Genomic DNA, 22018 nt, shown 5'->3' with positions numbered 1-22018 from the left:
TATTTATGGCAGATAAAGCTAAAGTAGGAACTATGTGGCTCGGAGGTTGTTCCGGTTGTCACTTATCCATTGCGGACTTTCACGAATCTTTATTAGATGTTTTAGAATTAGCACAATTTGAATTCTCACCAGTATTATGTGATACTAAATATGATGAAGTACCTGAATTAGACGTACTCATTGTAGAAGGTGGAATTAGAAACGAAGAAAACAGAGAATTAGCAGAAATGTTAAGAGAAAAAGCTGGCCTCGTTATTGCATACGGTACTTGTGCTGCTTACGGTGGTATCCCTGGTCTCGGTAACTTACACACTGTTGAAGAATTAACTACTGAAGGTTACATTAACTCTTGCAGTACTGTAAACCCAGAAGGAATCATTCCTAACGAAGATGTACCAACCTTAGAAAGCAGAGTAAGACCATTAGGCGAAGCAATTCAAGTTGACTTAATGATCCCTGGTTGCCCTCCAAAATCTGACGTAGTAGCTGAAGCTATTCTTACCTTATTAAACGGAGGAACTATCGAATTACCAACCACTAACCTTTGTGAAGTATGTCCTAGAGAAAAACCACCTGCTGGACTCGCTATGGACTTCATTAAAAGACAATTTGAAGTTGGTAAACCAGAAGATGATTTATGTTTAATTGCTCAAGGTTTAGTATGTATGGGACCTGCAACCGTATCCTTATGTGGTGCACAATGCCCAAGTATTGCTATCCCATGTAGAGGTTGTTACGGACCTACCGCTAAAGTAAACGATGCAGGTGCAAAAATGATTTCTGCGATTGCATCTGACTACGGTATTAACGAAGATAAAACCGTAGACCCTGAACAAGTAGCTGACCAATTAGATGATATTGTAGGTACTTTCTACACTTACACTTTACCAGCTGCTTTAGTCCCTGCTAAAATGCAAAAAGGAGGAAAATAATATGGTAAAACTTACTATGGAACCTGTAACTCGTATTGAAGGTCACGCAAAAATTACTGTACACCTTGACGAAGCAGGAAATGTAGAAGACACTAGATTACATGTTATGGAATTTAGAGGATTCGAAAAATTCTTACAAGGACGTCCAGCTGAGGAAGTACCTCGTATTGTACCTAGAATCTGTGGTATTTGTGATGTACAACACCACTTAGCAGCTGCTAAAGCTGTTGACCAAATCTATGGATTTAAAGATGACGAAATCTTACCTGCTGCTTACAAAATGAGAGAATTAATGAACTGGGGATCTTACATGCACTCTCACGCTCTCCACTTCTACTTCTTAGCAGCACCTGATTTAGTCATTCCTGACGGAACCAGAAAAACTAGAAACGTTTTCCAAATTATCCAAGATATGCCTGAAGTAGCTTTACAAGCTATTAAAATCAGAAGAAACGGTTTAGATATCGTATCTGCAACTGGTGGTCGTCCAATTCACCCAACTTCCTCTACTCCTGGTGGTATTTCCACTGAATTAGATGAAGAAACTCAAGCTGACTTATTAGCAAAAGCTAAAGAAAACGTAGAATTAGCACAAGCAACCATTGAATTAGCAGTACCTATCTTAGAAGAAAAAATTGACTTAGTCAAAACCTTAGGTTACTTCGGTGACACCCGTCACTGCGGTCTCGTAACTGAAGATGGTGACTGGGACGTATACAACGGTAAAGTAAGAATAAAAGACAAAGATGGCTCTATCTACACTGAATACAGAAACCTTGAATACAAAGATATTGTTGCTGAACACGTAAAACCTTACTCCTGGTTAAAATTCCCTTACATTAAGGAATTAGGATACCCAGAAGGTATTTACAGAGTAGCACCATTATCCCGTATTAACGTTTGTGACAAAATGCCTGATGCAGCTCCTTTAGCACAAGGTGCTTTAGAAGACTTCAGAGACAAATTCGGTTACGCACAATACCCATTATTATTCCACTGGGCAAGATTAATCGAATTATTAGCTGCTGCTGAAATGGCTGTAGATGCATTAGAAGGTGACTTATCTGGTGACAAATTCCCAGAAGCATTAGAAAGAACTGCTGGTGAAGGTGCAGGTATTGTAGAAGCTGCTCGTGGTACTTTAATCCACCACTACACAACTGATGACGATGGTTTAATCACCCAAGCAAACATCATTGTAGCAACTATCCAAAACAACCCTGCAATGGAAATGGGTATTCAACAAGTAGCTAAAGATTACATCAAACCTGGTGTAGAAGTAGATGACAAAATTTTCAACTTAATGGAAATGGTTATCAGAGCTCACGACCCATGTTTATCTTGTGCTACCCACACTATGGATAGCCAAATGAGATTAGCTACTGTAGAAGTATATGACAGTGAAGGAAATATGATTAAAAAAATCTAACTTTGGAGTGTTAAAATGATAGTATTCAACGAAAATAGCTGTATTAAATGTGGAGCATGTGAAGGCGTTTGTCCTACAGCAGCTATTGAAGTAGGCGATCATATCGTTTACTGTGATACTTGTGGAGGAGCACCTGCATGTGCTGATGCATGTACCAATGGTGCTTTACAAGTAGAAGACATAGCTATTGATGAAGAAGGAAACACTCAAGTTAGATTAATCTTTAACAAAACCAAATGTGATGAATGTGGAGATTGTGTAGACGCATGTCCTTCCAAAACTCTTAAATTAGATGCAGAAGATTCTCAACTACTCAAAGGATTCTGTGTAATGTGTCAAAAATGTGTTGACATTTGTCCTGTAGACGTTATCGGAGTTCCTGGAGTAAAAGAACCTGCAACTAGAGTAATTGAACCAGAAGGACCTGTATACATTGATGATTGTAAAGGATGTGGCGTATGTGTAGCTGAATGTCCTGTTGATGCAATCACCTTATCTGCTTACGGAGAACCTATCGAAGTAGATGAAGAAAAATGTATCCAATGTGGTGTATGTTCACAATCCTGTCCATGGAACGCAATTTTCATCGCAGAAAATGCAAACCCTGCTAAACGTACTAAAAACATGAAATCATTCACTTTAGACGCTGAAAGCTGTATTGGTTGTAATTCCTGTGTTGACATTTGTCCTGGAAGTTTCATCACTCCTAAATCTGACTTGACTGTAGATCTTCCAGAAATGTGTGCTGCATGTGGTCTTTGTGTAAATGTATGTCCTGTAGATGCAATTGACTTAGATGTTGAATATGGAGCATCTAAATTCAGTGCTTCTGAAGGTATCTGTTGGGACGAAGAAAAATGTCTCTTTGACGGTGGTTGTGCTTTAAAATGTCCTACTGAAGCTATAAAAGTAGTTACCAAAAGAGGAATGGAAGTACCTTCCCGTCAGAAAGATATGGGCGAACAATCTTTCACCATGTGTGTAAGATGTGGTGCATGTGCTAACGTATGTCCTAACGACGCATTAATCTTAGACTATGTTGACAAAGAAATTGATGGCGAAGTAGTATCTAGAGATAGAATTATCTTCAACCCATCTAAATGTGACGAATGTGGAGAATGTATTGACGCATGTCCATATGATATGTTACACAAAGCATACAAAGTTAACTTACCTATTGCTGGATTCTGTACTCTCTGTGAACAATGTCTCGAAAAGTGTACTCCAGAAGCTCTCAACTTAAAATAGATAAGTTACAAACACAAAACAAAATTAAACCTAAATATTTAGGTATAAGGCACTTAACATGGGGTTAAGTGCCTTTTTTTATTTACTTTTTTTACTAGATTACAAGATTTCCCATGAATCTTTTTTTTTAACTAAAATTTTTCATTCATTTTAATCAAATTTATTAAATATTAAATTAAATATTAAATTAATTAGATATTAATTAAAAAATTAATAGAAAACTTATTAAATTAATTAATTAGAAAATTTATTAAAAATTAGTTAAACAATATAATTGGTTTAATTTAAAATTTTTATCATTACAGAAAATTGTTTTAAATTAAAATTATTTAAAAATATTCGTGATTTTATGTTTGATTTAGTTTTAAAAAATCTTAAATTATTGGATTATTCTGATTGTATGTCTTTAGCGATTGAGGATGGCAAAATAGCTAAAATATCAAAATCTTCAATTGAAGGTGATAAGGAAATTGACCTTAATGGACAGTTAGTATTACCTGGGCTTATTGATCCTCATGTCCATTTTAGGGACCCTGGATTGACATATAAGGAAGATTTCAAAACAGGATCCATAGCTGCTGCTCATGGTGGATTTACATTTGTTATGGATATGCCGAACACTGTTCCAAAAACCAATACTTATAAAGCTTTTAAGGAAAAGCAGAAGATTGCAGAATCTAAGTCTATAGTTAATTTTGGGCTTCATGCAGGGTATTCCTCACTTGATGAAATGGAAAAAATTCTTGAATTGAATCCGATGTCCTTTAAAGTCTTTATGGATTTGGAAACTGATGATAATTTAGATAAAATATTTGAAGATATTTCTAAATTAGGAGAAAATGCGATTAAAAAGCCAATTGTAACAGTTCATGCTGAAAAAAGGGATATTGTATTGGAATCCACTAAAAAGCTATCTGAAGAGAGTGAAGCTATTGCATATAGTTACGGCAGACCAGCGGAATCTGAAGATGCATCTGTAGCTCAAGCTATTGAACTTTCTAAAAAATATGGGGTGGATTTGCATATTTGTCATTTAAGCACTAAAAATGCAATGAATCTGGCCATTTCCAATAATGTCAGTTATGAATTCACTCCTCATCATTTATTGTATGATAATACAGCATTCAATGAATTTGGAACACTTATAAAAACCAATCCTCCTTTAAGGGAAAAAGGTAAAAATGTCACAATAAATGATCTAAATGAACATTCAATGATAGGTACAGATCATGCCCCACACAGTTTGGAAGAGAAAACCAAAGGAGTTTGGGATTCAAGTCCAGGAATTCCATCTTTGGAAACGGTCTTATCATTATTATTAACTGAAGTCAATAGATCAAAACTAGATTTAAGTTTAATTCCAAAGATATTTTCACAAAATGCTGCTAAAAGGTTCAATCTTGAAAATAAAGGTTTTATTAAAGAAGGATATGATGCTGATTTAGTGGTAATTGACTTGAATAAAGAAGGAATCTTCGATATAGATACTTTCTATACAAAAGCAGAGTATTCTCCATTTGATGGGCTTTCATATAAAGGTAAAGCAACTATGACAATAGTCAATGGAGAAGTTGTTATGGAAAATGATATTTTAATTTAATCTTCATTTTCTATTTTAATTTTTTCAAACTCTTTTTCTTTTAAATTTCTTTTTTTTAATTTTATTTTTCTTAATTTTTTTCTAATTTTTTTAATTTTTTTTATTAAATTTTAGCATTGATTTAAATTTATAAAATTGCCGCAATTTTAAGTCAATTATTAATTATAATTCTTATTTTCTAATTTAAGGGCTTTATAGAAAATCTTTTTATTAATAAAAACTATATATTATAGTAATTGCAAAAAACATTGATTTAAGGATGTTTTTTTATAAATAGTTATGTATAGTAAACTGATTAAAAAGTAAAAAAATTAGCATAAACGAAATTAATTTTTAAAATTCATTAGTTGTGATTATATGGCATCTGAAGAAAGTGATGAAAAAAGAGTTACTATTGTTATTGATAAGAATTTAGATTACAAGTTTAGAAAAATGGCCTCTCAGAAGTTTAGATTTGAGCCTAAATGGTATAGCAAGGCTATGGAAGAAGCAGTTAATTTATGGATTGATAAAAATAGTGAGGAGGATTTTGAATAGTTTTATAAATTTTAATCATTATATAATATATTATGCCTTCAATAGATTTTTTAAAAGATATTCAAGAGAATGATAGGAAAACATTTTTCAAGGATTTTGAAAATTCAAAAAAATTATGCGAAAAAGGTTCTGAAAATGAAGTTTCAAGCAAATCATCTGATTCAAGACCTTTAATTGCAGATTTTACAGAATATTCTCCCCTTCATAATGGTCATTTTCATTGTATGAAAACAGCAAAGGAAAAAATTCCTGATGGGTTATTTGTAGCTGTTGTTCCAGGTTTATTTGAGAGAAGCGGTCGAGGATTGCCTTATATCTTGCATAGAAAAACAAGGGCAGAAATAGCAGTTGCTGTAGGTGCAGATATTGTTGTTGAAGGACCACCTATGGGAATTATGGGATCTGGCCAATATTCTTTATGCTTAACAAAAATGTTCCAAGCTTTAAATACTGATTATATTCCAAGAGGTTATAGGCCTTTTGAGGGTTATGAGAAGATATTGGAGAGAATCTCTTTAGGTCATGGAGTAGCTCCAAAACCTTATAAAATCGTTGACATGGATACAAAAGAAGTAATTTACAAAGGAAAATTGGAAGAGGATAATTATGTTATCGTTTCATTTTCTAAATCATTGAAAAAGATAGGCTTTGATTTTAAGGATAAATTCATTTTTGTTCCTCGTATTGAGGGCGTTAGTGGAACTTTGATTCGTAAGGCCTGTTCAGAGAATAATTTGGATTCAGTCAAATCAATGTTGCCAAGTGAAACACTTAGGATCTTAGAAAGGGAGATTAATGCGGATAGGGCTCCATTGCATGATTTAAGAGTTGAAGAACATATCATTGATTCTGCAAACAGTTTGTCATTTGAAGATTTGCTTAAATTGAATTTCTTTAATGAGAAATTAGTTAGAGAACTTATTGATAGGCGTGAAGAAAAACCATTTGAATCAATATCTGAAATTGAAGATTCAATATTCTATGGATTCAGCAGCCATTTTAAAAATAGGGTATTAAGCATTTTAGAAACAAGAATCAATGCAGATATGATTTCAGAATATATTAATAATTATCCTAGCACTGTACGTGTATTAAATTATAAAAATGAAGCAGTATTAAAGGAATTTGAAGAGAAAGTATTTGAAAATGGCAATAGGTTTGTAAAGAATATTGTGACTGACTGATTCTCTAATTTTTAAAATTTTTACAATAATTTTATCCATTATTCTTTCATCAATTTTTTCAAATTTTCTATTTAAGATTTTTTAACTATTTTTTCTAATTTTTTTATTAAATTTTTTATTAAATTAGTAAATATTATATAATATCACTTAATAAAAATATATAATGAATATTTGATTAATTAAAAAATTCAATTTTAATTAGCTGGATATTTTATATTGATATTAAATTATTAAATTTACTATTCAATTTTATTATTAATTACATTTAATTATTGAACTTGAGTATGCTGTGAAAGTAAAGACATATTCCTAATATTTAATAATGTAATTTGTTTTCTCAATAAAGATTATAGGAGAATTATTTATGGCAATTAAAGAAGGAGATTTTGTAAGATTAAATTTCACTGGAAAAATTAAAGAAACTGATGAAGTATTTGATACTACTTCCGAAGATATCGCTGAAGAAGCAGGTATTTTAGTAGAAAATAAAGTTTACGGTCCAATCCCAATTATTGTTGGAGGAAATCATTTATTAAAAGCTATTGATGATGCTATTATCGGAACTGAAGCTGGAGATGCTGTTCATGTATCTGTAACTCCTGAAAACGGTTTTGGTCAAAGAAACCCTAATTTCATTCAATTAATTCCAATGAAAGAATTCAAAAAACAAGGTATGACTCCTGTTAGAGGTATGAAAATTACTGCAGATGCAGGTACTGGTAAAATCATTTCTGTAAACGGTGGAAGAGTTAAAGTAGACTTCAACCATGAATTAGCTGGTAAAAACTTAGAATATGACGTTTCTGTAGTGGAAGTTATTGAAGATGATGAAGAAAAAATCAAAAGTATGATTGAGTTACACTACTCCTACCCTAACATGGATTTAGACAAAACCGAAATCAAAATCGATGGTGACAAAGTAAGCATCAAATTAGATGAAATCACCAGATTCGATCAAAAATCATACATGGATGTAACTTTCGCTAGATTCAGAATTTCCAAAGACATTTGGGACAACATGGATTATGAAAAAGTTGAATTCGTAGATGAATTCGAGAAAAAAGTAGAAGAACCTGCTGAAGAAGAAGCAGAAGAATAATTATTTTAATTATTTCTTTTTACTTTTTACTTTTTTTATTTTCTTTTTTTATATTTCACTTACTTTTTTCTATTTTTAATCACTTTTTTTAACACTTTTTACAATTTTTATCTTTATTCTGATAGATCTTTTCATTTTCTATCATTTTTTCAGCGTTTACAAAAATAGTTGATTCTTTTTTATAATTTTTTAAATATAATATTTAATAATTTTAATAAACAAATAAGTTTATTTTAATTATAAAATAAGTTAATTAGCAAATTATTAAAATTAGTAAAATAAGTAAAAGAAAATTAAATAAAAAAATAATTGAAGTGTTAAAAAAAGAAAAGATAGAGAAATAATTTTCTCTATTATTTTAATTAATTCAATACATTAGTAATGAATTCGCCAGGATTTTGAACTAATCCCCTAAGTGCTTCTATGAAACCAGAGTAATCTCCACTTAATCTAAATAAGTAAATTACATATAAGACAAGTAATATTATTAAAATGATTAAGATGATTGCAAGGAGGATTTCAACTATTGAAAGTTTTTCACTTTCTTCCTCTACAGGATATCTGTGCATCTCTTGGATATTCTCTAGTTCATCATAGTCATCATAATCGTATTTTGATTTTTTAGATCTTCTGAAGCGACCTCTTTTCTTGCTTTTCTGTTCCATTTCATAGTTTCTTTCGATTCTTCTTTTAAGTTCTTCATAACTTTCAGCATCTCTTTGAGGTGCTCTTCTTCTATTATGTGATGGAACTATAAAGTCTTCCTCGTATTCATCTCTAGGGTTAATGTAATATTCCCCATCATCACTTGGATAATTTCTAGGTCTTTGTCTTCTAGGTGCTTCATCATATGCTGCACGTTCTTTTTTAGCTTGTTTCTTCCTTCTTCTTTTTCCTTTAGGAGCTCTAGACCTAGGAGGTTCTTCTTCAACTTCATCAATTAGTTCTTGAGGAACTATGTCCTCTTCTTCATCATAATATAAATCATCTAAATATCTTTCATATTTTGCTTCAAGTTCATTACTTGGAGTTTCACTAGGACGTGGTTCATAATAATAATCCTCATCTATGTCTCCAGTATGGATTGGTTCAATAGGAGGTTGGCGAGATTTAGCTTTTGCTTTGAGTTTTCTTTCCCTTTCCCTATATTCTGGTTCAGGTTCAGGAATAGGGTCAGGATTTTCGTAATAGCTATCCTCAGCACCATCTTCCTCATATGTTTCAACATATTCTGTTTCATATTCATAATCAGTTTCAAAGTTTTCAGGAGCTTTTTCCACTGTTTTTAAAGCTTCTTCCTCAGCTTCACGTTCTTCTGCTTGTATTGGAGTAATTGGTTCTATTGGTTCAAAATTGTCTGCAGGCTCTTCTATTTCAGCTGCAGGTTTTTTAGCTAATGTTTCTTTTTCTCCAAAACTTTTTGTAATGATCTCATTTATGCAATCTTTACAATAAATATTTCCGCCAATTTCCATACTACACTCTGGACAAACTGCTTTTCCGCAAAATGCACAATTTGCCACGGCTTCTCTATCTGGGTGATTATGACATTCCATATTAACACTTCATTCTTGTCCTTTTTTATATTATGATAAAAAATATAACTCGTTGTTATATCAATATATTGTAATATATTTATGATTTTAATTATTATTAAATTTATCTTTTAAGAGAAAATTTTTTAGTTTTTTGTTGAATCTTTTTTTATCTTTTTATTTCAAAATATCTTTTTGGTTTGTTTTCCTAATAATTTCTTCAGCTAATATTTCAGATGCTATCAGATCATCAGCTGTAGCTAAAAAACTGCCTAACTTGTCACTTTCAATTTTAAAATTTATTAAGTTTTCATCCAAGACACTTTCAACAAAACCTTCGTTATCAACTTCAAGAGATTTATAGACAATTTCAGTGTATGATGGATCTTTATATTTCATTTTAATATTTGATTTAATCTTCATCTTCTTTCCCTGATTATATTTTTTATGATTATTTATTTACATCATTTAAATCATTTTATTTAATCATTTTATTTAATCATTTTATTTAATCATTTAATGGTATTTGAAATCATTATTAATTTGAAATCATGATTATTTGTAATTATTATTTAATTTGTAATTTCAATTATAAATTTTTTAATTAAATTTTTTTTTCATTGATCAATTCCTTGATTTCAGTTTATATAATATTTTTAGAATTATATATAATATAGGGTAACATTTATTAATGTTTAGAAAAATATATAGTAATATTCTATCTAACTTTATAAATTAATAATATATAATATTCAATTATTAAATCAATTATTAATTTTCTCAATTTTATATGGCTAAGATATGAAAGTATGATAATAAGAATATAATTATAGCTTATATTTTCTTAATATGGGATTATACTTTACAAAATAGCTATTATTCTTTGTTCTGATAGAACAATCACTTTTCGACTTTTCAGTCGATTTAAAAAATTTAAAGAATTTTTGTGATATTCAGATTAGAAATTAAATCAAGCATTCTAAAATATACACTATTTAGAAATAGTTTTGTATATGGCTTTGGTCATTTGGTCACAATAAATTCTAATTATGATTATATGGAGGACTAGTAATGGTTCGTGCTTATTCAAGAAGAGAATATATTAGAAAAATACCAAATAACAGAATTGTTCAATATGATATGGGAAACTTATCAGAAGATTTCCCAGTAAGAGTATCCTTAGCAGTTAAAAAACCAGCTCAAATTAGACACAATGCTTTAGAAGCAGCTCGTATTGCTTCTAACAGATACATGCAAAGATCTGCTGGTAGATTAGGATACCACTTAAAATTAAGAGTATACCCTCACAACATTGTAAGAGAAAACCCTATGGCAACTGGTGCAGGTGCGGACAGGGTACAAAGCGGTATGAGAAATGCTTTCGGTAAAGCAATCAGTGTAGAAGCTTTAGTAAAAACCAATCAAAAGATCATGTCTATTGATGTAAACCCTAAAAACTTCCAAGACGCTAAAACCGCTTTAAAAAGAGCAGGTATGAAAATGCCTGTATCTTGCAGAATTGTCATTGAAAAAGGTGCAGATTTAGTTAAATAAGTCTTTTGGCTTTTTTATTAATCTCTAATTTTTCATTTAATATTCTTATTTTTAATTTCATTCAGAATTAAGAAACAATCTTAAAATATATTTATTTGGACTTTAATTTAATATCCAAACGTCATTATCATTCAATTATTGAAAATTGATTAAGGACTATTGTTTAAAAAGGAGCAGAACAATGTACGTTAAAAAATTTGAAGATTTAAGTAAAGATGATTTAGGTATTGCTGGTGGTAAAGGTGCTAATTTAGGTGAATTAACCCAAGCAGGTATTCCAGTTCCTCCAGGATTTGTTGTAACCTCTAAAACTTATGATAAGTTTATGAGAGATACTGGAATTTTTAGTAAGGTTATGGATATTTTAGACCAAGTAGATATTAATAATACTAAAGAGCTTCAAGAAGCTGCAGAAAAAATTAAAGCAATTATCATTGAAACTCCTATCCCTGATGGAATTTCTACTTACATTACTGAAGCTTACAATCAATTATCTGAAAGAGTTGGAGAAGAAGATGGTGCTGATGTAGCTATTCGTTCTTCTGCAACTGCTGAAGACTTGCCTGAAGCTTCATTTGCAGGTCAACAAGACACTTTCTTGCACGTTCAAGGATTAGATAATGTAATTGAATATGTAAGAAAATGTTGGGCTTCCTTATTTGAAGCAAGAGCTATTTTCTACAGAGAAGAAAACAACTTCGAACACTCTCAAGTTTACATTGCAGTAGTTGTTCAACAAATGGTTGATTCCGATAAGGCAGGTGTAATGTTTACTGTAAACCCATCAACTGGTGAAAACATTGCTTTAATCGAAGGTTCTTGGGGACTTGGTGAATCTGTAGTAAGTGGATCTGTAACCCCAGATAACTATGCTGTAGATAAAGAAACAAATGAAATCTTAAATGTTACCATTAGTGACAAGAAAACCATGTTCACTAATGAAGAAGGTGGAACCTCCATTCAAGTTGACGTTCCTGAAGATTTAAGAAAAGAAAGAGTCTTATCTGATGAGGAATTATTAGAGCTTGTTGCAATGGCTAAAAGAGTAGAAGGTCATTACGGCAAACCTCAAGATACTGAATGGGCATTCCATGATGGAAACTTATTCTTATTACAATCCAGACCAATCACTACCTTAGGCGATTCTAAAAAAGAAGAATCTGAAGAGGAAGAAGTGGATTTAGAAGTTTTAATCAGAGGTCTTGGTGCAAGCCCTGGTTTAGCATCAGGTACTGTTAAAGTTATTTTAAGTCTTGATGAACTTGATAAAGTTCAAGAAGGAGACGTAATGGTAACCACTATGACCACTCCTGATATGGTGCCAGCTATGAAAAGAGCTACCGGTATCGTAACTGATGAAGGTGGAGTAACCTGTCACGCAGCTATTATCTCAAGAGAATTAGGAATTCCTTGTGTAGTAGGTACTGGAGATGCAACAACTACCTTAAAAGAAAATGATGAAGTCACTGCTGACGGTAAAAAAGGTTTAGTATATAAAGGTATCATTAAAGGTGCTGAAAGTGAAGAAGCAAGTGCTGGTGCAGTTCAAGTCTCTGCAACTCCTTTAATCACTGTTACCGAAGTTAAAGCTAATGTAAGTATGGCTGAAGCAGCTCCAAAAGCAGCAGCAACTGGTGCAGATGGTGTAGGATTACTCAGAACTGAACACATGATGTTATCCGCTGGTGTTCACCCAAGAAAATTCATCCTTGATGGTGAAGAGGACAAATTGGTTGATACAATTGCTGAAAGTGTTTTAAAAGTAGCAGATGAATTCTATCCAAAACCTGTATGGTACAGAACTCTTGATGCCCCTACTGATGAGTTCATTACCCTTGAAGGTGGAGAAAATGAACCTAGAGAACACAACCCAATGTTAGGTTGGAGAGGTATCAGAAGAGAATTGGATGAACCTGAAATCTTAAAAGCAGAATTCAAAGCAATTAAAAAGCTTCACGATAAAGGTTACAAAAACATTGGAATCATGATTCCATTATCTCAACATCCTTCCGAGCTTAGAAGAGCTAAGGAATTATGTAGAGAAGTGGGTATGGAACCTCAAGTTGATGTTGAATTCGGTATGATGGTTGAAATTCCTGCAGCAGCTATTCTCATTGATGAATACATTGCAGAAGGTATTGACTTCGTAAGTCTCGGTACCAATGACTTGACCCAATACACTCTTGCAGTAGACAGAAACAATGAGTTTGTTGCAAAACACTACAGAGAAGAACACCCTGCAGTAATGGCTTTAATTGAAAGAACCATTAAGCATTGTGCAGCAGCAGGTGTAACCTGCAGTATCTGTGGTCAAGCAGGTAGTGTACCTCATATTGTTGAAAAACTTGTTAAATTTGGAATTACCAGTGTATCTTCCAATACTGATGCAGTAGAGGAAGTAAGAAAAACTGTTGCAAGAGCTGAAAAGAAAATCATGCTTGATGCAGCAAGAAAACAATTATAATTCTAAATTGGTTTTGATTTAAAAGTTAAATCTTTTAAATCTTTATTTTTTTATTTATTTTAAAGAGTTTATTTATTCTTTATTTTTTTTATTTTCAAATATTATAAAAATATAATTTTTAATTTTATTCATTTCATTTTATTTTTAAGTTCAGGTAATTTTTATGAATGAAAAACCAATATCTCATGATGAAATTTTCAATCAATTAAATAAATTTCAAGTAATGGATTGCAAATATTCAGATGGAAGAATCTTAGGGTCCATGTGTACAGAAGCACATCCTATTGCAAAAGAGGCTTTTTTTAAATTCATTGATTCCAATTTAGGAGATCCTGGTCTATTTAAGGGAACCAAATTATTGGAAGATAAGGTTTTGAAGATGATTGGATCCTTCTTATCCATTGAAAATCCTGTTGGCCATATGGTAACTGGAGGTACTGAAGCCAATATTATGGCAATCAGGTCTGCAAGAAATCTTGCAAGAGATAATAAGGGAATTAAAAAAGGAGAATTAATAGTTCCTAAATCCGCTCATTTTTCCTTTAAAAAAGCAGCTGATATGCTTGATTTGAAATTGATTCGTGTTGATTTGGATGAGAATTATCGTATCAATCCTAAATGTGTGGAAGAAAACATTAATGAAAACACTATAGCTATTGTTGGTATTGCAGGTACAACTGAACTTGGAATGATTGATCCAATAGAGGATTTGTCCAAAATGGCTATTCAAAATGATATTCATCTACATGTGGATGCTGCATTTGGTGGCTTTTCAATTCCTTTCCTAAAAGATAAAGGATATGATTTACCAAACTTTGACTTTTCACTTGAAGGTGTCAAATCCATAACCGTAGATCCTCATAAAATGGGACTTTCCCCAATTCCTTCTGGAGGAATTTTATTCAGAGACCAATCCTATTTGGATGCAATGTCTGTTGATTCCCCTTACTTGACCATTAAAAATCAATCAACCATAGTTGGAACTCGGTTAGGAGCTTCAGCAGCTGCAACCTATGCGGTAATGAGTTATTTAGGAAAGGAAGGTTATGCAAACAATGCTATTGAAGCAATGGAAAAAACTCACTTTTTAGCAGACAATCTTAAAAACTTAGGATATGAGTTGATTGTAGAGCCTAAATTGAATATAGTTGCTTTCAATCACCCATATTTGGAGACTTTTGAATTGGCTCAATTGCTTGAGGAAAGAAATTGGAAAATATCCTGTTCCTCTTATCCTAAAGCTATCAGGGTCATCTTAATGAATCACATTAAAAAAGAACATTTAGTTGAACTTATAAGTGATTTGGATGAGATAAATAAATCTCTCTAATTATTTTACCTATTTTTTAAATATTTTTTTTTATTTATTTTTCCTTTCATATCTCTTTTTTATTCTTTTATCGATTATTAGGGCTTAATCTTATTTTTTTATAATAGAAAAGTATTTTAATAAGCATATTCAATAAAATAAATGAAAGATTAAAAGAGGTGATAATATGAAAAGCTCTGTTTTAATTTTAGCAGTTCTTGCAGTAATACTTATTGCAGGTGGTGCATTTGCATTTGTCTTTATGGATGGTATTGCTGACATTGCAGACGGTGGCAATTCAGGTACTTTTCATAAGGTAGCTGATAAGATAGATCAAGTTACTTCATCTGATAGTTCAAGTTCAGATGGTGGAAGTGACATTGTAAGTGAAGTGGTAAAGTTCAATTACCAAGCGGGTGATGGCTGGTATCGTGAAGTCACTTACAAGGATGGAGGGTTCCGTCAATTTGATAATGCTAGTGGTGAACTTATAGGATCATCATATGATGAAGACCAAGAGAAACTTGGCGTTGTTGATGGAAATTTAGAATAATTCTAAAATTTAAAAAAGTTTTCACAAAATGATGGAAATTTAGAATAATTCTAAAATTTAAAAAAGTTTTCACAAAATTTTTTCTTTTTTTTCATTTTTATAATTTTTTTCTTGTTTTCACTATTTTTCCATATTTTTTTATTTTTTACTTCCTTGATGTACATGGTTAATATCTTTATATAATTCAATTGAGTATACTTTGATTATATTAAATATATACTAAATTATTTAATCATTTTTTATCAATACATATAGTTTAATTAATCGTTATTTCAATTAAAATATATTTAATTTTTTAGCAGATTTTCACTTTCACACAATTACTATTTTTCACTCTTTAAGATAATTTTTGTTCTTTTGGAAAATTTTATAAATTCTAAAAAAATATCTAATTATATGAAAAAAATACAAACTCCCATTAGTGATGATGTCATAAATGATTTGAAAGTTGGGGATAAGGTATCTCTATCTGGCTTAATGTATTGCGGTAGGGATGCGGTTTTACCAAAATTAGCCAAATCTATTGAGAACGATGATACTGATAAGTATCCTTTTGATTTTGAGGGCATGGCTATTATGCATACTGCATTTAGTGTTGCAGGAATTGCTCCAACCACAAGCAATAAAGCAGAAATAGAATCATCAATTCCGACATTATCCCAAGCGGGGGTGAAGTTTCATATAGGAAAAGGATCTTTATCTGATGAAACAAAGGATAGTTTAGATAAATATAATTCTGTTTTTATTGTCACTCCTCCTGTAGCTGCACTACTTACCAATAATGTCATTTCCAAAAAATGTGTAGCTTATGAAGAGGAAGGAATGGAGGCTTTCTTTGAATTAGAAGTTAAAGACATTCCCGGTATTGTAGCTATTGCGCATGGCGAATCTTTATAATTTTTTTATTTCTCCTATTGGATTGTTTAAAAGAATATTTTTTCACACCTTCTCTCATTTTTTCTTATATTTTTTCATTATTTTTTTTTATTATTTCTCGTATTATTTTTCAAATGCTCTTTTTAATTTTATATACTATTTTTTAGATAATATTAATTAGAACTTTTTTTAGGGGTATTTTAATGCAACGAAGAGGAACAACTAATCTGCCACTGCATGGAGGGCATACGCCAAGATGGTTATTTGATAGGATGACTAAATTATCCGGTGCAATTTCTGAAGTGGTAATAGAAGAATATGGGACTAATGAATTCCTAAATCGAATATCTGACCCTTATTGGTTCCAAGCATTTTCATGTGTAATTGGTTTTGATTGGCATTCCTCTGGAACAACTACAACCACCCTTGGTGCATTAAAATCCTCAATTGATCCGGAAAAGCATGGAATATATATCTCTGGAGGTAAAGGAACCGCTTCTAGAAAAACTCCTCAAGGAATTGAAAGGGCAGGAGAAATATTCAATCTTAAAAGCTCTAATGTTGAAGATATGATTCATTCAAGCAAATTGTCTGCAAAGGTGGATAACTCATGCTTACAGGATGGCTATAATTTATATGTCCATAACTTCTTTATCACTGAAAAAGGGGATTGGGCAGTTGTACAGCAAGGAATGAACACTGCAACAAAATATGCAAGGCGTTACCATTGGATGGGTGAAAATGTTGCAAGTTTCTTAGAGGACCCTCATAATGGAATATCCTGTGATAAGAAAGAGACTGAAGCCTTGAATATGGCTTCAAAGGATAGTGTTGAAGCACAAAAAATCAGTGTTGATTTGATTAATGATAACCCTGACCATTTAAGGAGTTATTTCAAAAGAAAAGATTCTAATCAACTCCTTTTGACAGACTTTAGCATCAATGAAGCAAACTCATTGACACTGCCGGAGCATCATCAGGTATTGGATATGGATTTATCAGATAAGGAATTTGAAGTTTTAAAGAATGCTTGGGAAATACAACCTGAAAAGTATGAAGACTTGATTTTGCTTCAAGGCATTGGTCCTAAAAAAATAAGGGCCCTTGCTTTAATTTCAGATTTAGTCTTTGGTGAGCCTGCAAGTTGGAAAGATCCTGTAAAATATTCATTTAGTCATGGTGGAAAAGACGGTTTTCCATATCCTGTAGACAGGGATGTTTACGACCATTCCATAGCAACTGTAAAGGATGCTCTTTATCAAGCAAAATTAGATAAATATGATAAAATGAAAGCTTTAAAACGTTTGGATGATTTTATTTCTTAGGTGTTATGGTGGTAAAGATAAATAAATTATTGTGAAATAATTTATTCTTCTTTATAGGTTATTTTTTTTTTATTGGTTATTTTCACTAATTATTCTTTGTTGATTTTTCTATTTTCATCATGGATGTTTACAGTTTTTCCATGAGCTGTTGGAATGACTTCAAATACAGGATTTTCAAATTCCAAATCAAATTCCTTTCCTTCCATCAAAAGATGTTGGAAAATTGCTAGTGCTGCAACTTCAGAATGAGGTTGTGTTGTTACAGACACATTCCAATCAGCATTTTTATAAACTTTTGTAGGAACTTTTGCTCCACCAACGATGATTAGTATATCATCACTGGTTTCACGCACTTCATCTACAATTTCATGAGCTTGTGAGCCATACATGGTCAAATGAACTATTTTTCCTCCATTTTCTCTCCAGTTCATTATAACTTCCATATATGAATTGTTATATTCAATTTCAAAGTCTCCTCCCCATCTGTCTGCAATATCTCTTACGCTTTTCATCATGCTGTGGTCTTCTTCTCCTGCTAACCATACTTTACTTGCACCAAAAGCTCTTGCAGTTAAACATACATGGGTTGTAATACGTGTGTCTCTTCCTATTCTGTGGTCTAATCTTAATACATTTATATTCATTGTTTCACTCTTTTACAATAAGATAATTTGATAATTTTAATTTTTTATTTTTCAATGTTTAATTATTTATAATTCTTAAGTTTTTTTATTAAATTTATAATTTAAATTAAAGTACTGAAATTCATTGAAATAAATACTAACATAGCGAGTAATGAGAAAAGTCGGCCTAATTCATTAGAAGTTCCAAGAACATCTCCATTTGCAATTTTAAGATGTTTCTTAGCAAGCAATGCTGTTAATGCTCCACCGAATGCTCCTCCAATGATGCCTAAAAGTCCTATGTGGATTCCAGGGCCTAAACTTAATGCTACAGAAATTATAAAGCAAATAATTAATCCAATAACATAATTCTTCAAGTTCATGTACTTGATGAAATATTTGCCGATTCCATCTTCTGATGCTTGGGAGCTTATGCAACAAGTTGTTAAGCCTATTTTTGCAGAGATTTCTGCCACTATAATTAATAAAAGAATATTAAAGCTAACTGCATATGCATAGTTAATTAAGGAACTAAATGCCGCAATTGTGATTGTTCCTACAATAAATCCTGTAGCTATTCCGCCGACACCAGTCATGGGATCTTTCATAATGCTTAACTTTTTCTCTGGGGGGCCGTGGACCATCACCCCATCTCCAAAGTCCATCAATCCATCAAAATGATTATATCCATTAATCAATAATAAGAATCCATAGACTATTGCAGCAACTAATAATGGGTCAAAATGTATGAATTTTGCTAATATGAATGCAATAATTGTGGCCATTAATCCTATAAGCCCATTTAAAACTGGCCAAAACCAGGTCAATTTTGCCATTTCATCTATAGTTGTGTAAACGTTTAAAGGAAGTATTGTTGAAAAAGTCAATAATCCTCCAATTGAACGTAATGTTGAAGGGCTTTGTTTTTCAAAGTAGTCATCATTATTTTGATCTTTCATATTTTCAAATCCATCAATTCTTTAATAAATCATCAATAATCATTAGAAATTTATTCTTCGAGTATTTTTGTCATGCATCCTGCAATCAAACCCGCAAATGTGTTTGATAAAATTGGTCCTAAGCCGTATAAGATGCCTGGCTTTTCTTTTGAGTATCTTCTGAAATTCAGTAAAGCTTTTGTTCCAGCGATTTGGTTTGCAATTGTTGCGCCGATAAGCTCATCAGGATAGAAATGAACTAATTTTTCATTTAGGTTTATTTCACGGACTCTTCCTTTTTGAAGGTCTTCCTCAAGTCCAATTGCTGAAATCAATAGTGCATTGATGTTATTATCGCTTATTGACTTAAGCAATTGCTTTTCAAATCTTTCTTTCAACTCCTCACTTTCTTCAATGTTTTCCAAAAGACTCATTCCAACTTCAATCATATCTCCAATTTGGATTCCTTTGCTGACAAGATAATCAAGTATTCCAATGTTTAAATTAATCTTTTCCAATGCATCCTCACAACTAATGACCACTGCATCTTCAATTCTTTCTATAAATTCATCCAAATCTATGTCATCATCCTCATATTCCATATTTGTAATGTCTAAACCAATTTCCATTATGTAATCTTGATCTAAAGTTTCTTCTGGAAGATTGGATGCAATAACCAAGAAATCATTGTTGTTTAGGATATGATTAATATGGGCTGGCAAGTGAAGGGATTCAAAGAATTTTGCTTTTTGTTTAGTTGCTACCTTATAAAGTTGTATGAGCAATTTAGGACTAAATGCATGATTCAATAGAATTATTTGTCCAAAGTCAACTTTAGCATTCTCAAATCCTTTCCAGCTGTTAAGCACTTTCAGGTCATTGTAAAAATCCTGAACTTCAAGGTCATTGGAAATTACAGTAATGACAGTTATATCTTCATAGGTATTGCTTATAAAATCTATTTTATCAAAGCTTTGAGCGATATACCCTCCATCAATATCATTATTTTCCTTATATTCTTCAGTGATTTCCATTAATTCAACATCATTTAATGGTTCATCCTCATTTTCTCTATTGAAACTTATGTAATTATCGGACAAGACCATGATATTTTCTATAATGTCAATCCCATCACTTATTTCCAAATCACTGAATGTTAAAAAATAATCTGGATTATTGATGTATAAAGCATCTTCGTTTTTAATCAATTCACCATTTGCAAGCTTGTTTTTGATGCTTTGGATTTTCTTATTGTTCTTTTTGCTTTTGCTTTTTTTAGACAATTAAATTCCTCTTTTCAATTGCTTTGAAGATTATACTTTATTTTTCTAATTTCAGATTGCTTATCTATTAACTGTTTTCTATAATTAATCGTTTTCTATAAAAATTGATTATTTATTATATGAATATTAATGAATATATTTTTATAACAAATATTATTTAATTGTAATTATATATAGTATTTTAGAGAATTTTTTAGAGATTAATTTTAATATTAGAATTTAAGCTTAAGGAAGTAATTTTATGGTTTATATTATTGACCCTCAGAATGCAGGAATTTCTGGGAATATGATTATCGGGGCTCTTGTTGATTTGGGAGCTGATGGCGAAAAGGTTAAAGGTCTTATGGAAGATGTGGCTGTTGACTTTGGTGAGGTTGAAGTGTCCTTAAACAAGGTAAATAAGTCTGGAATTGATGCTACATTTTGTAATGTAAAGACCATAGACGAAGATAATGAAAACAATCATCATGTTCATTTTCCAGATTTTATGGAAAAAATTGATCTCTTGAAATATGCAGATATTGAAAATTTAACTGATGAAATGGTTGAAATGGCTAAAAAGGTATTTAAAAGAATAGCTATTTCAGAGTCCAGCGTCCATGGCAAAAGCCTTGAAGAAGTTCATTTCCATGAAGTTGGTGCTGCAGATGCTGTTGCAGATGTTTTAGGTTCCATTTGTGCTTACTTTGATTTGGGAATGGATAATGATAAGGTAGTTGGTCTTCCTATTGCTGTTGGTGGGGGAGTAGTTGAAACTGCCCATGGAAGAATTCCTGTCCCAGCTCCTGCAAGCTTGGATATTCTCAAAGGATTAAATGATGGCAATTTCAGTGATTTCTCAAAGGGAGAAGCTAAATGCATTGGAGGGCCGGTAAATTCTGAACTAGCAACACCTACAGGTTGTGCTTTGTATATGGAGTTCTGTGACGAATTTTTGGAATTTGCCCCTATGATGTCTCCTGAAGAGATTGCATACGGTTGCGGCTCAAAGGAATTCGATTTCCCTAATGTTTTAAGAATCATCAAATCCAAGAATGCCAATGGAAAACATAAGGTCTCTGTAATCGAAACCAATATTGACCATATGTCCGGTGAAGAATTGGGATTCCTGTTTGACTTGTTGTTGATTGAAGGGGCATCTGATGTTTCAATGGTGCCTATTACAATGAAGAAAAATAGGCCGGGACATTTAATTAAAATTATTTCCAAACCTGATTTGGTTGACCATTTGGTTAATATCCTCTTTAAGGAAACAGGTACTTTAGGTATTAGAGTCTCTGAAAACACTCATAGAGGAGTGGCTGAAAGGCAATTTGTTCCTTTGGATATTAATGTTGGCAATCATATTTACACAATCAACTTTAAGATAGGCTTGATCGGAGATGAAATTATTTCTCATAGGCCGGAATATGAGGATTTACGCAGAATCTCTGTAGAGCAGGACATTCCTTTAATTGAAATTAGGGATGTTGCAAACACAATGATTCGTGATTATTTGGAAAACAACAGAGAGTAAAGAATAGAGAGTT

Annotated in this window: 19 protein-coding genes; 14 read left to right on the top strand and 5 right to left on the bottom strand. The window is 31.8% G+C overall.

Going from position 1 to position 22018, the window contains the following annotated elements; translation table 11 throughout:
* Positions 1 to 5 precede the first annotated feature (5 nt).
* From QZU90_RS04710 to QZU90_RS04680, 7 genes are all read left to right on the top strand, one after another.
* The gene (locus QZU90_RS04710) at positions 6 to 932 is read left to right on the top strand and encodes a F420-nonreducing hydrogenase (protein ID WP_295605476.1); all 927 of its coding nucleotides are present in this window, start codon (positions 6 to 8) and stop codon (positions 930 to 932) included.
* Between the two features lies 1 nt (position 933).
* Positions 934 to 2361 carry a Ni/Fe hydrogenase subunit alpha gene (locus tag QZU90_RS04705; protein WP_295605474.1) on the top strand — a complete coding sequence of 476 codons (1428 nt, stop codon included), beginning with the start codon at positions 934 to 936 and terminating at the stop codon, positions 2359 to 2361.
* Positions 2362 to 2376: 15 nt separating this feature from the next.
* Complete coding sequence (locus QZU90_RS04700; protein ID WP_296855809.1) at positions 2377 to 3609, top strand: 4Fe-4S binding protein; 1233 nt, start codon at positions 2377 to 2379, stop codon at positions 3607 to 3609.
* A gap of 349 nt (positions 3610 to 3958) precedes the next feature.
* Entirely contained in the window at positions 3959 to 5209 is a 1251-nt protein-coding gene (locus tag QZU90_RS04695) for a dihydroorotase family protein (RefSeq protein ID WP_296855807.1), read from the top strand.
* A 357-nt stretch (positions 5210 to 5566) separates the two neighbouring features.
* Positions 5567 to 5746 carry a hypothetical protein gene (locus QZU90_RS04690; protein ID WP_295605468.1) on the top strand — a complete coding sequence of 60 codons (180 nt, stop codon included), beginning with the start codon at positions 5567 to 5569 and terminating at the stop codon, positions 5744 to 5746.
* Positions 5747 to 5787: 41 nt separating this feature from the next.
* Positions 5788 to 6930, top strand: a complete 1143-nt coding sequence (locus tag QZU90_RS04685; protein WP_394349902.1) for a nucleotidyltransferase family protein — start codon at positions 5788 to 5790, stop codon at positions 6928 to 6930.
* A 364-nt stretch (positions 6931 to 7294) separates the two neighbouring features.
* A complete protein-coding gene (locus QZU90_RS04680; RefSeq protein WP_295605464.1) occupies positions 7295 to 8029 on the top strand; it encodes a peptidylprolyl isomerase in 735 nt (244 codons plus the stop codon).
* Positions 8030 to 8391: 362 nt separating this feature from the next.
* Here QZU90_RS04680 and QZU90_RS04675 read toward each other — a convergent pair whose 3' ends face one another.
* Positions 8392 to 9585, bottom strand: a complete 1194-nt coding sequence (locus tag QZU90_RS04675) for a hypothetical protein (protein WP_296855806.1) — start codon at positions 9583 to 9585, stop codon at positions 8392 to 8394.
* A 156-nt stretch (positions 9586 to 9741) separates the two neighbouring features.
* The gene (locus QZU90_RS04670) at positions 9742 to 9987 is read right to left on the bottom strand and encodes a KEOPS complex subunit Pcc1 (protein WP_295605460.1); all 246 of its coding nucleotides are present in this window, start codon (positions 9985 to 9987) and stop codon (positions 9742 to 9744) included.
* Between the two features lie 648 nt (positions 9988 to 10635).
* Between QZU90_RS04670 and rplJ the strand changes: the two genes are divergently transcribed.
* The 6 genes from rplJ to QZU90_RS04640 all read left to right on the top strand — a co-directional run bounded on the left by rplJ (position 10636) and on the right by QZU90_RS04640 (position 17645).
* A complete protein-coding gene (gene rplJ, locus QZU90_RS04665) occupies positions 10636 to 11118 on the top strand; it encodes a 50S ribosomal protein L16 (RefSeq protein WP_295605458.1) in 483 nt (160 codons plus the stop codon).
* Between the two features lie 181 nt (positions 11119 to 11299).
* Positions 11300 to 13582 carry a phosphoenolpyruvate synthase gene (gene ppsA, locus QZU90_RS04660; protein WP_295605456.1) on the top strand — a complete coding sequence of 761 codons (2283 nt, stop codon included), beginning with the start codon at positions 11300 to 11302 and terminating at the stop codon, positions 13580 to 13582.
* Between the two features lie 163 nt (positions 13583 to 13745).
* Positions 13746 to 14912: a tyrosine decarboxylase MfnA gene (gene mfnA / locus QZU90_RS04655; RefSeq protein ID WP_296855803.1), complete on the top strand. Its 1167-nt coding sequence runs from the start codon at positions 13746 to 13748 to the stop codon at positions 14910 to 14912.
* 166 nt (positions 14913 to 15078) lie between these two features.
* Entirely contained in the window at positions 15079 to 15444 is a 366-nt protein-coding gene (locus QZU90_RS04650) for a flagellar protein, FliL (RefSeq protein WP_295605452.1), read from the top strand.
* Between the two features lie 396 nt (positions 15445 to 15840).
* Positions 15841 to 16341 carry a fumarate hydratase C-terminal domain-containing protein gene (locus QZU90_RS04645; RefSeq protein WP_295605449.1) on the top strand — a complete coding sequence of 167 codons (501 nt, stop codon included), beginning with the start codon at positions 15841 to 15843 and terminating at the stop codon, positions 16339 to 16341.
* 182 nt (positions 16342 to 16523) lie between these two features.
* The gene (locus QZU90_RS04640) at positions 16524 to 17645 is read left to right on the top strand and encodes a DUF763 domain-containing protein (protein ID WP_295605446.1); all 1122 of its coding nucleotides are present in this window, start codon (positions 16524 to 16526) and stop codon (positions 17643 to 17645) included.
* An 89-nt stretch (positions 17646 to 17734) separates the two neighbouring features.
* Here QZU90_RS04640 and QZU90_RS04635 read toward each other — a convergent pair whose 3' ends face one another.
* The 3 genes from QZU90_RS04635 to QZU90_RS04625 all read right to left on the bottom strand — a co-directional run bounded on the left by QZU90_RS04635 (position 17735) and on the right by QZU90_RS04625 (position 20489).
* Complete coding sequence (locus QZU90_RS04635) at positions 17735 to 18289, bottom strand: tRNA (cytidine(56)-2'-O)-methyltransferase (protein ID WP_295605445.1); 555 nt, start codon at positions 18287 to 18289, stop codon at positions 17735 to 17737.
* 101 nt (positions 18290 to 18390) lie between these two features.
* Complete coding sequence (gene cobS / locus QZU90_RS04630; protein WP_296855799.1) at positions 18391 to 19227, bottom strand: adenosylcobinamide-GDP ribazoletransferase; 837 nt, start codon at positions 19225 to 19227, stop codon at positions 18391 to 18393.
* Between the two features lie 50 nt (positions 19228 to 19277).
* On the bottom strand, positions 19278 to 20489 hold the full coding sequence (locus tag QZU90_RS04625) for a phosphatidylglycerophosphatase (RefSeq protein ID WP_295605441.1): 1212 nt from the start codon (positions 20487 to 20489) through the stop codon (positions 19278 to 19280).
* 241 nt (positions 20490 to 20730) lie between these two features.
* On the opposite strand from QZU90_RS04625, the gene larC reads away from it, so the two are divergent.
* Positions 20731 to 22005 (top strand): nickel pincer cofactor biosynthesis protein LarC, encoded by a 1275-nt coding sequence (gene larC, locus QZU90_RS04620; protein WP_295605439.1) that lies wholly within the window; start codon positions 20731 to 20733, stop codon positions 22003 to 22005.
* Positions 22006 to 22018 lie beyond the last annotated feature (13 nt).

It is taken from the genome of uncultured Methanobrevibacter sp. (assembly GCF_902784195.1).
Lineage (GTDB): Archaea > Methanobacteriota > Methanobacteria > Methanobacteriales > Methanobacteriaceae > Methanobrevibacter.
The sequence above is the reverse complement of the archived record's forward strand: the minus strand, read 5'-3'. Positions and strand labels throughout refer to the sequence as shown.

What these genes read in the sequence shown, in the direction of transcription:
- QZU90_RS04710 (WP_295605476.1), top strand. Translation starts at nt 6, where the DNA reads ATGGCAGATAAAGCTAAAGTAGGAACTATGTGGCTCGGAGGTTGTTCC.
- QZU90_RS04705 (WP_295605474.1), top strand. Translation starts at nt 934, where the DNA reads ATGGTAAAACTTACTATGGAACCTGTAACTCGTATTGAAGGTCACGCA.
- QZU90_RS04700 (WP_296855809.1), top strand. Translation starts at nt 2,377, where the DNA reads ATGATAGTATTCAACGAAAATAGCTGTATTAAATGTGGAGCATGTGAA.
- QZU90_RS04695 (WP_296855807.1), top strand. Translation starts at nt 3,959, where the DNA reads ATGTTTGATTTAGTTTTAAAAAATCTTAAATTATTGGATTATTCTGAT.
- QZU90_RS04690 (WP_295605468.1), top strand. Translation starts at nt 5,567, where the DNA reads ATGGCATCTGAAGAAAGTGATGAAAAAAGAGTTACTATTGTTATTGAT.
- QZU90_RS04680 (WP_295605464.1), top strand. Translation starts at nt 7,295, where the DNA reads ATGGCAATTAAAGAAGGAGATTTTGTAAGATTAAATTTCACTGGAAAA.
- QZU90_RS04675 (WP_296855806.1), bottom strand. Translation starts at nt 9,585, where the DNA reads ATGGAATGTCATAATCACCCAGATAGAGAAGCCGTGGCAAATTGTGCA.
- QZU90_RS04670 (WP_295605460.1), bottom strand. Translation starts at nt 9,987, where the DNA reads ATGAAGATTAAATCAAATATTAAAATGAAATATAAAGATCCATCATAC.
- rplJ (WP_295605458.1), top strand. Translation starts at nt 10,636, where the DNA reads ATGGTTCGTGCTTATTCAAGAAGAGAATATATTAGAAAAATACCAAAT.
- ppsA (WP_295605456.1), top strand. Translation starts at nt 11,300, where the DNA reads ATGTACGTTAAAAAATTTGAAGATTTAAGTAAAGATGATTTAGGTATT.
- mfnA (WP_296855803.1), top strand. Translation starts at nt 13,746, where the DNA reads ATGAATGAAAAACCAATATCTCATGATGAAATTTTCAATCAATTAAAT.
- QZU90_RS04650 (WP_295605452.1), top strand. Translation starts at nt 15,079, where the DNA reads ATGAAAAGCTCTGTTTTAATTTTAGCAGTTCTTGCAGTAATACTTATT.
- QZU90_RS04645 (WP_295605449.1), top strand. Translation starts at nt 15,841, where the DNA reads ATGAAAAAAATACAAACTCCCATTAGTGATGATGTCATAAATGATTTG.
- QZU90_RS04640 (WP_295605446.1), top strand. Translation starts at nt 16,524, where the DNA reads ATGCAACGAAGAGGAACAACTAATCTGCCACTGCATGGAGGGCATACG.
- QZU90_RS04635 (WP_295605445.1), bottom strand. Translation starts at nt 18,289, where the DNA reads ATGAATATAAATGTATTAAGATTAGACCACAGAATAGGAAGAGACACA.
- cobS (WP_296855799.1), bottom strand. Translation starts at nt 19,227, where the DNA reads ATGAAAGATCAAAATAATGATGACTACTTTGAAAAACAAAGCCCTTCA.
- larC (WP_295605439.1), top strand. Translation starts at nt 20,731, where the DNA reads ATGGTTTATATTATTGACCCTCAGAATGCAGGAATTTCTGGGAATATG.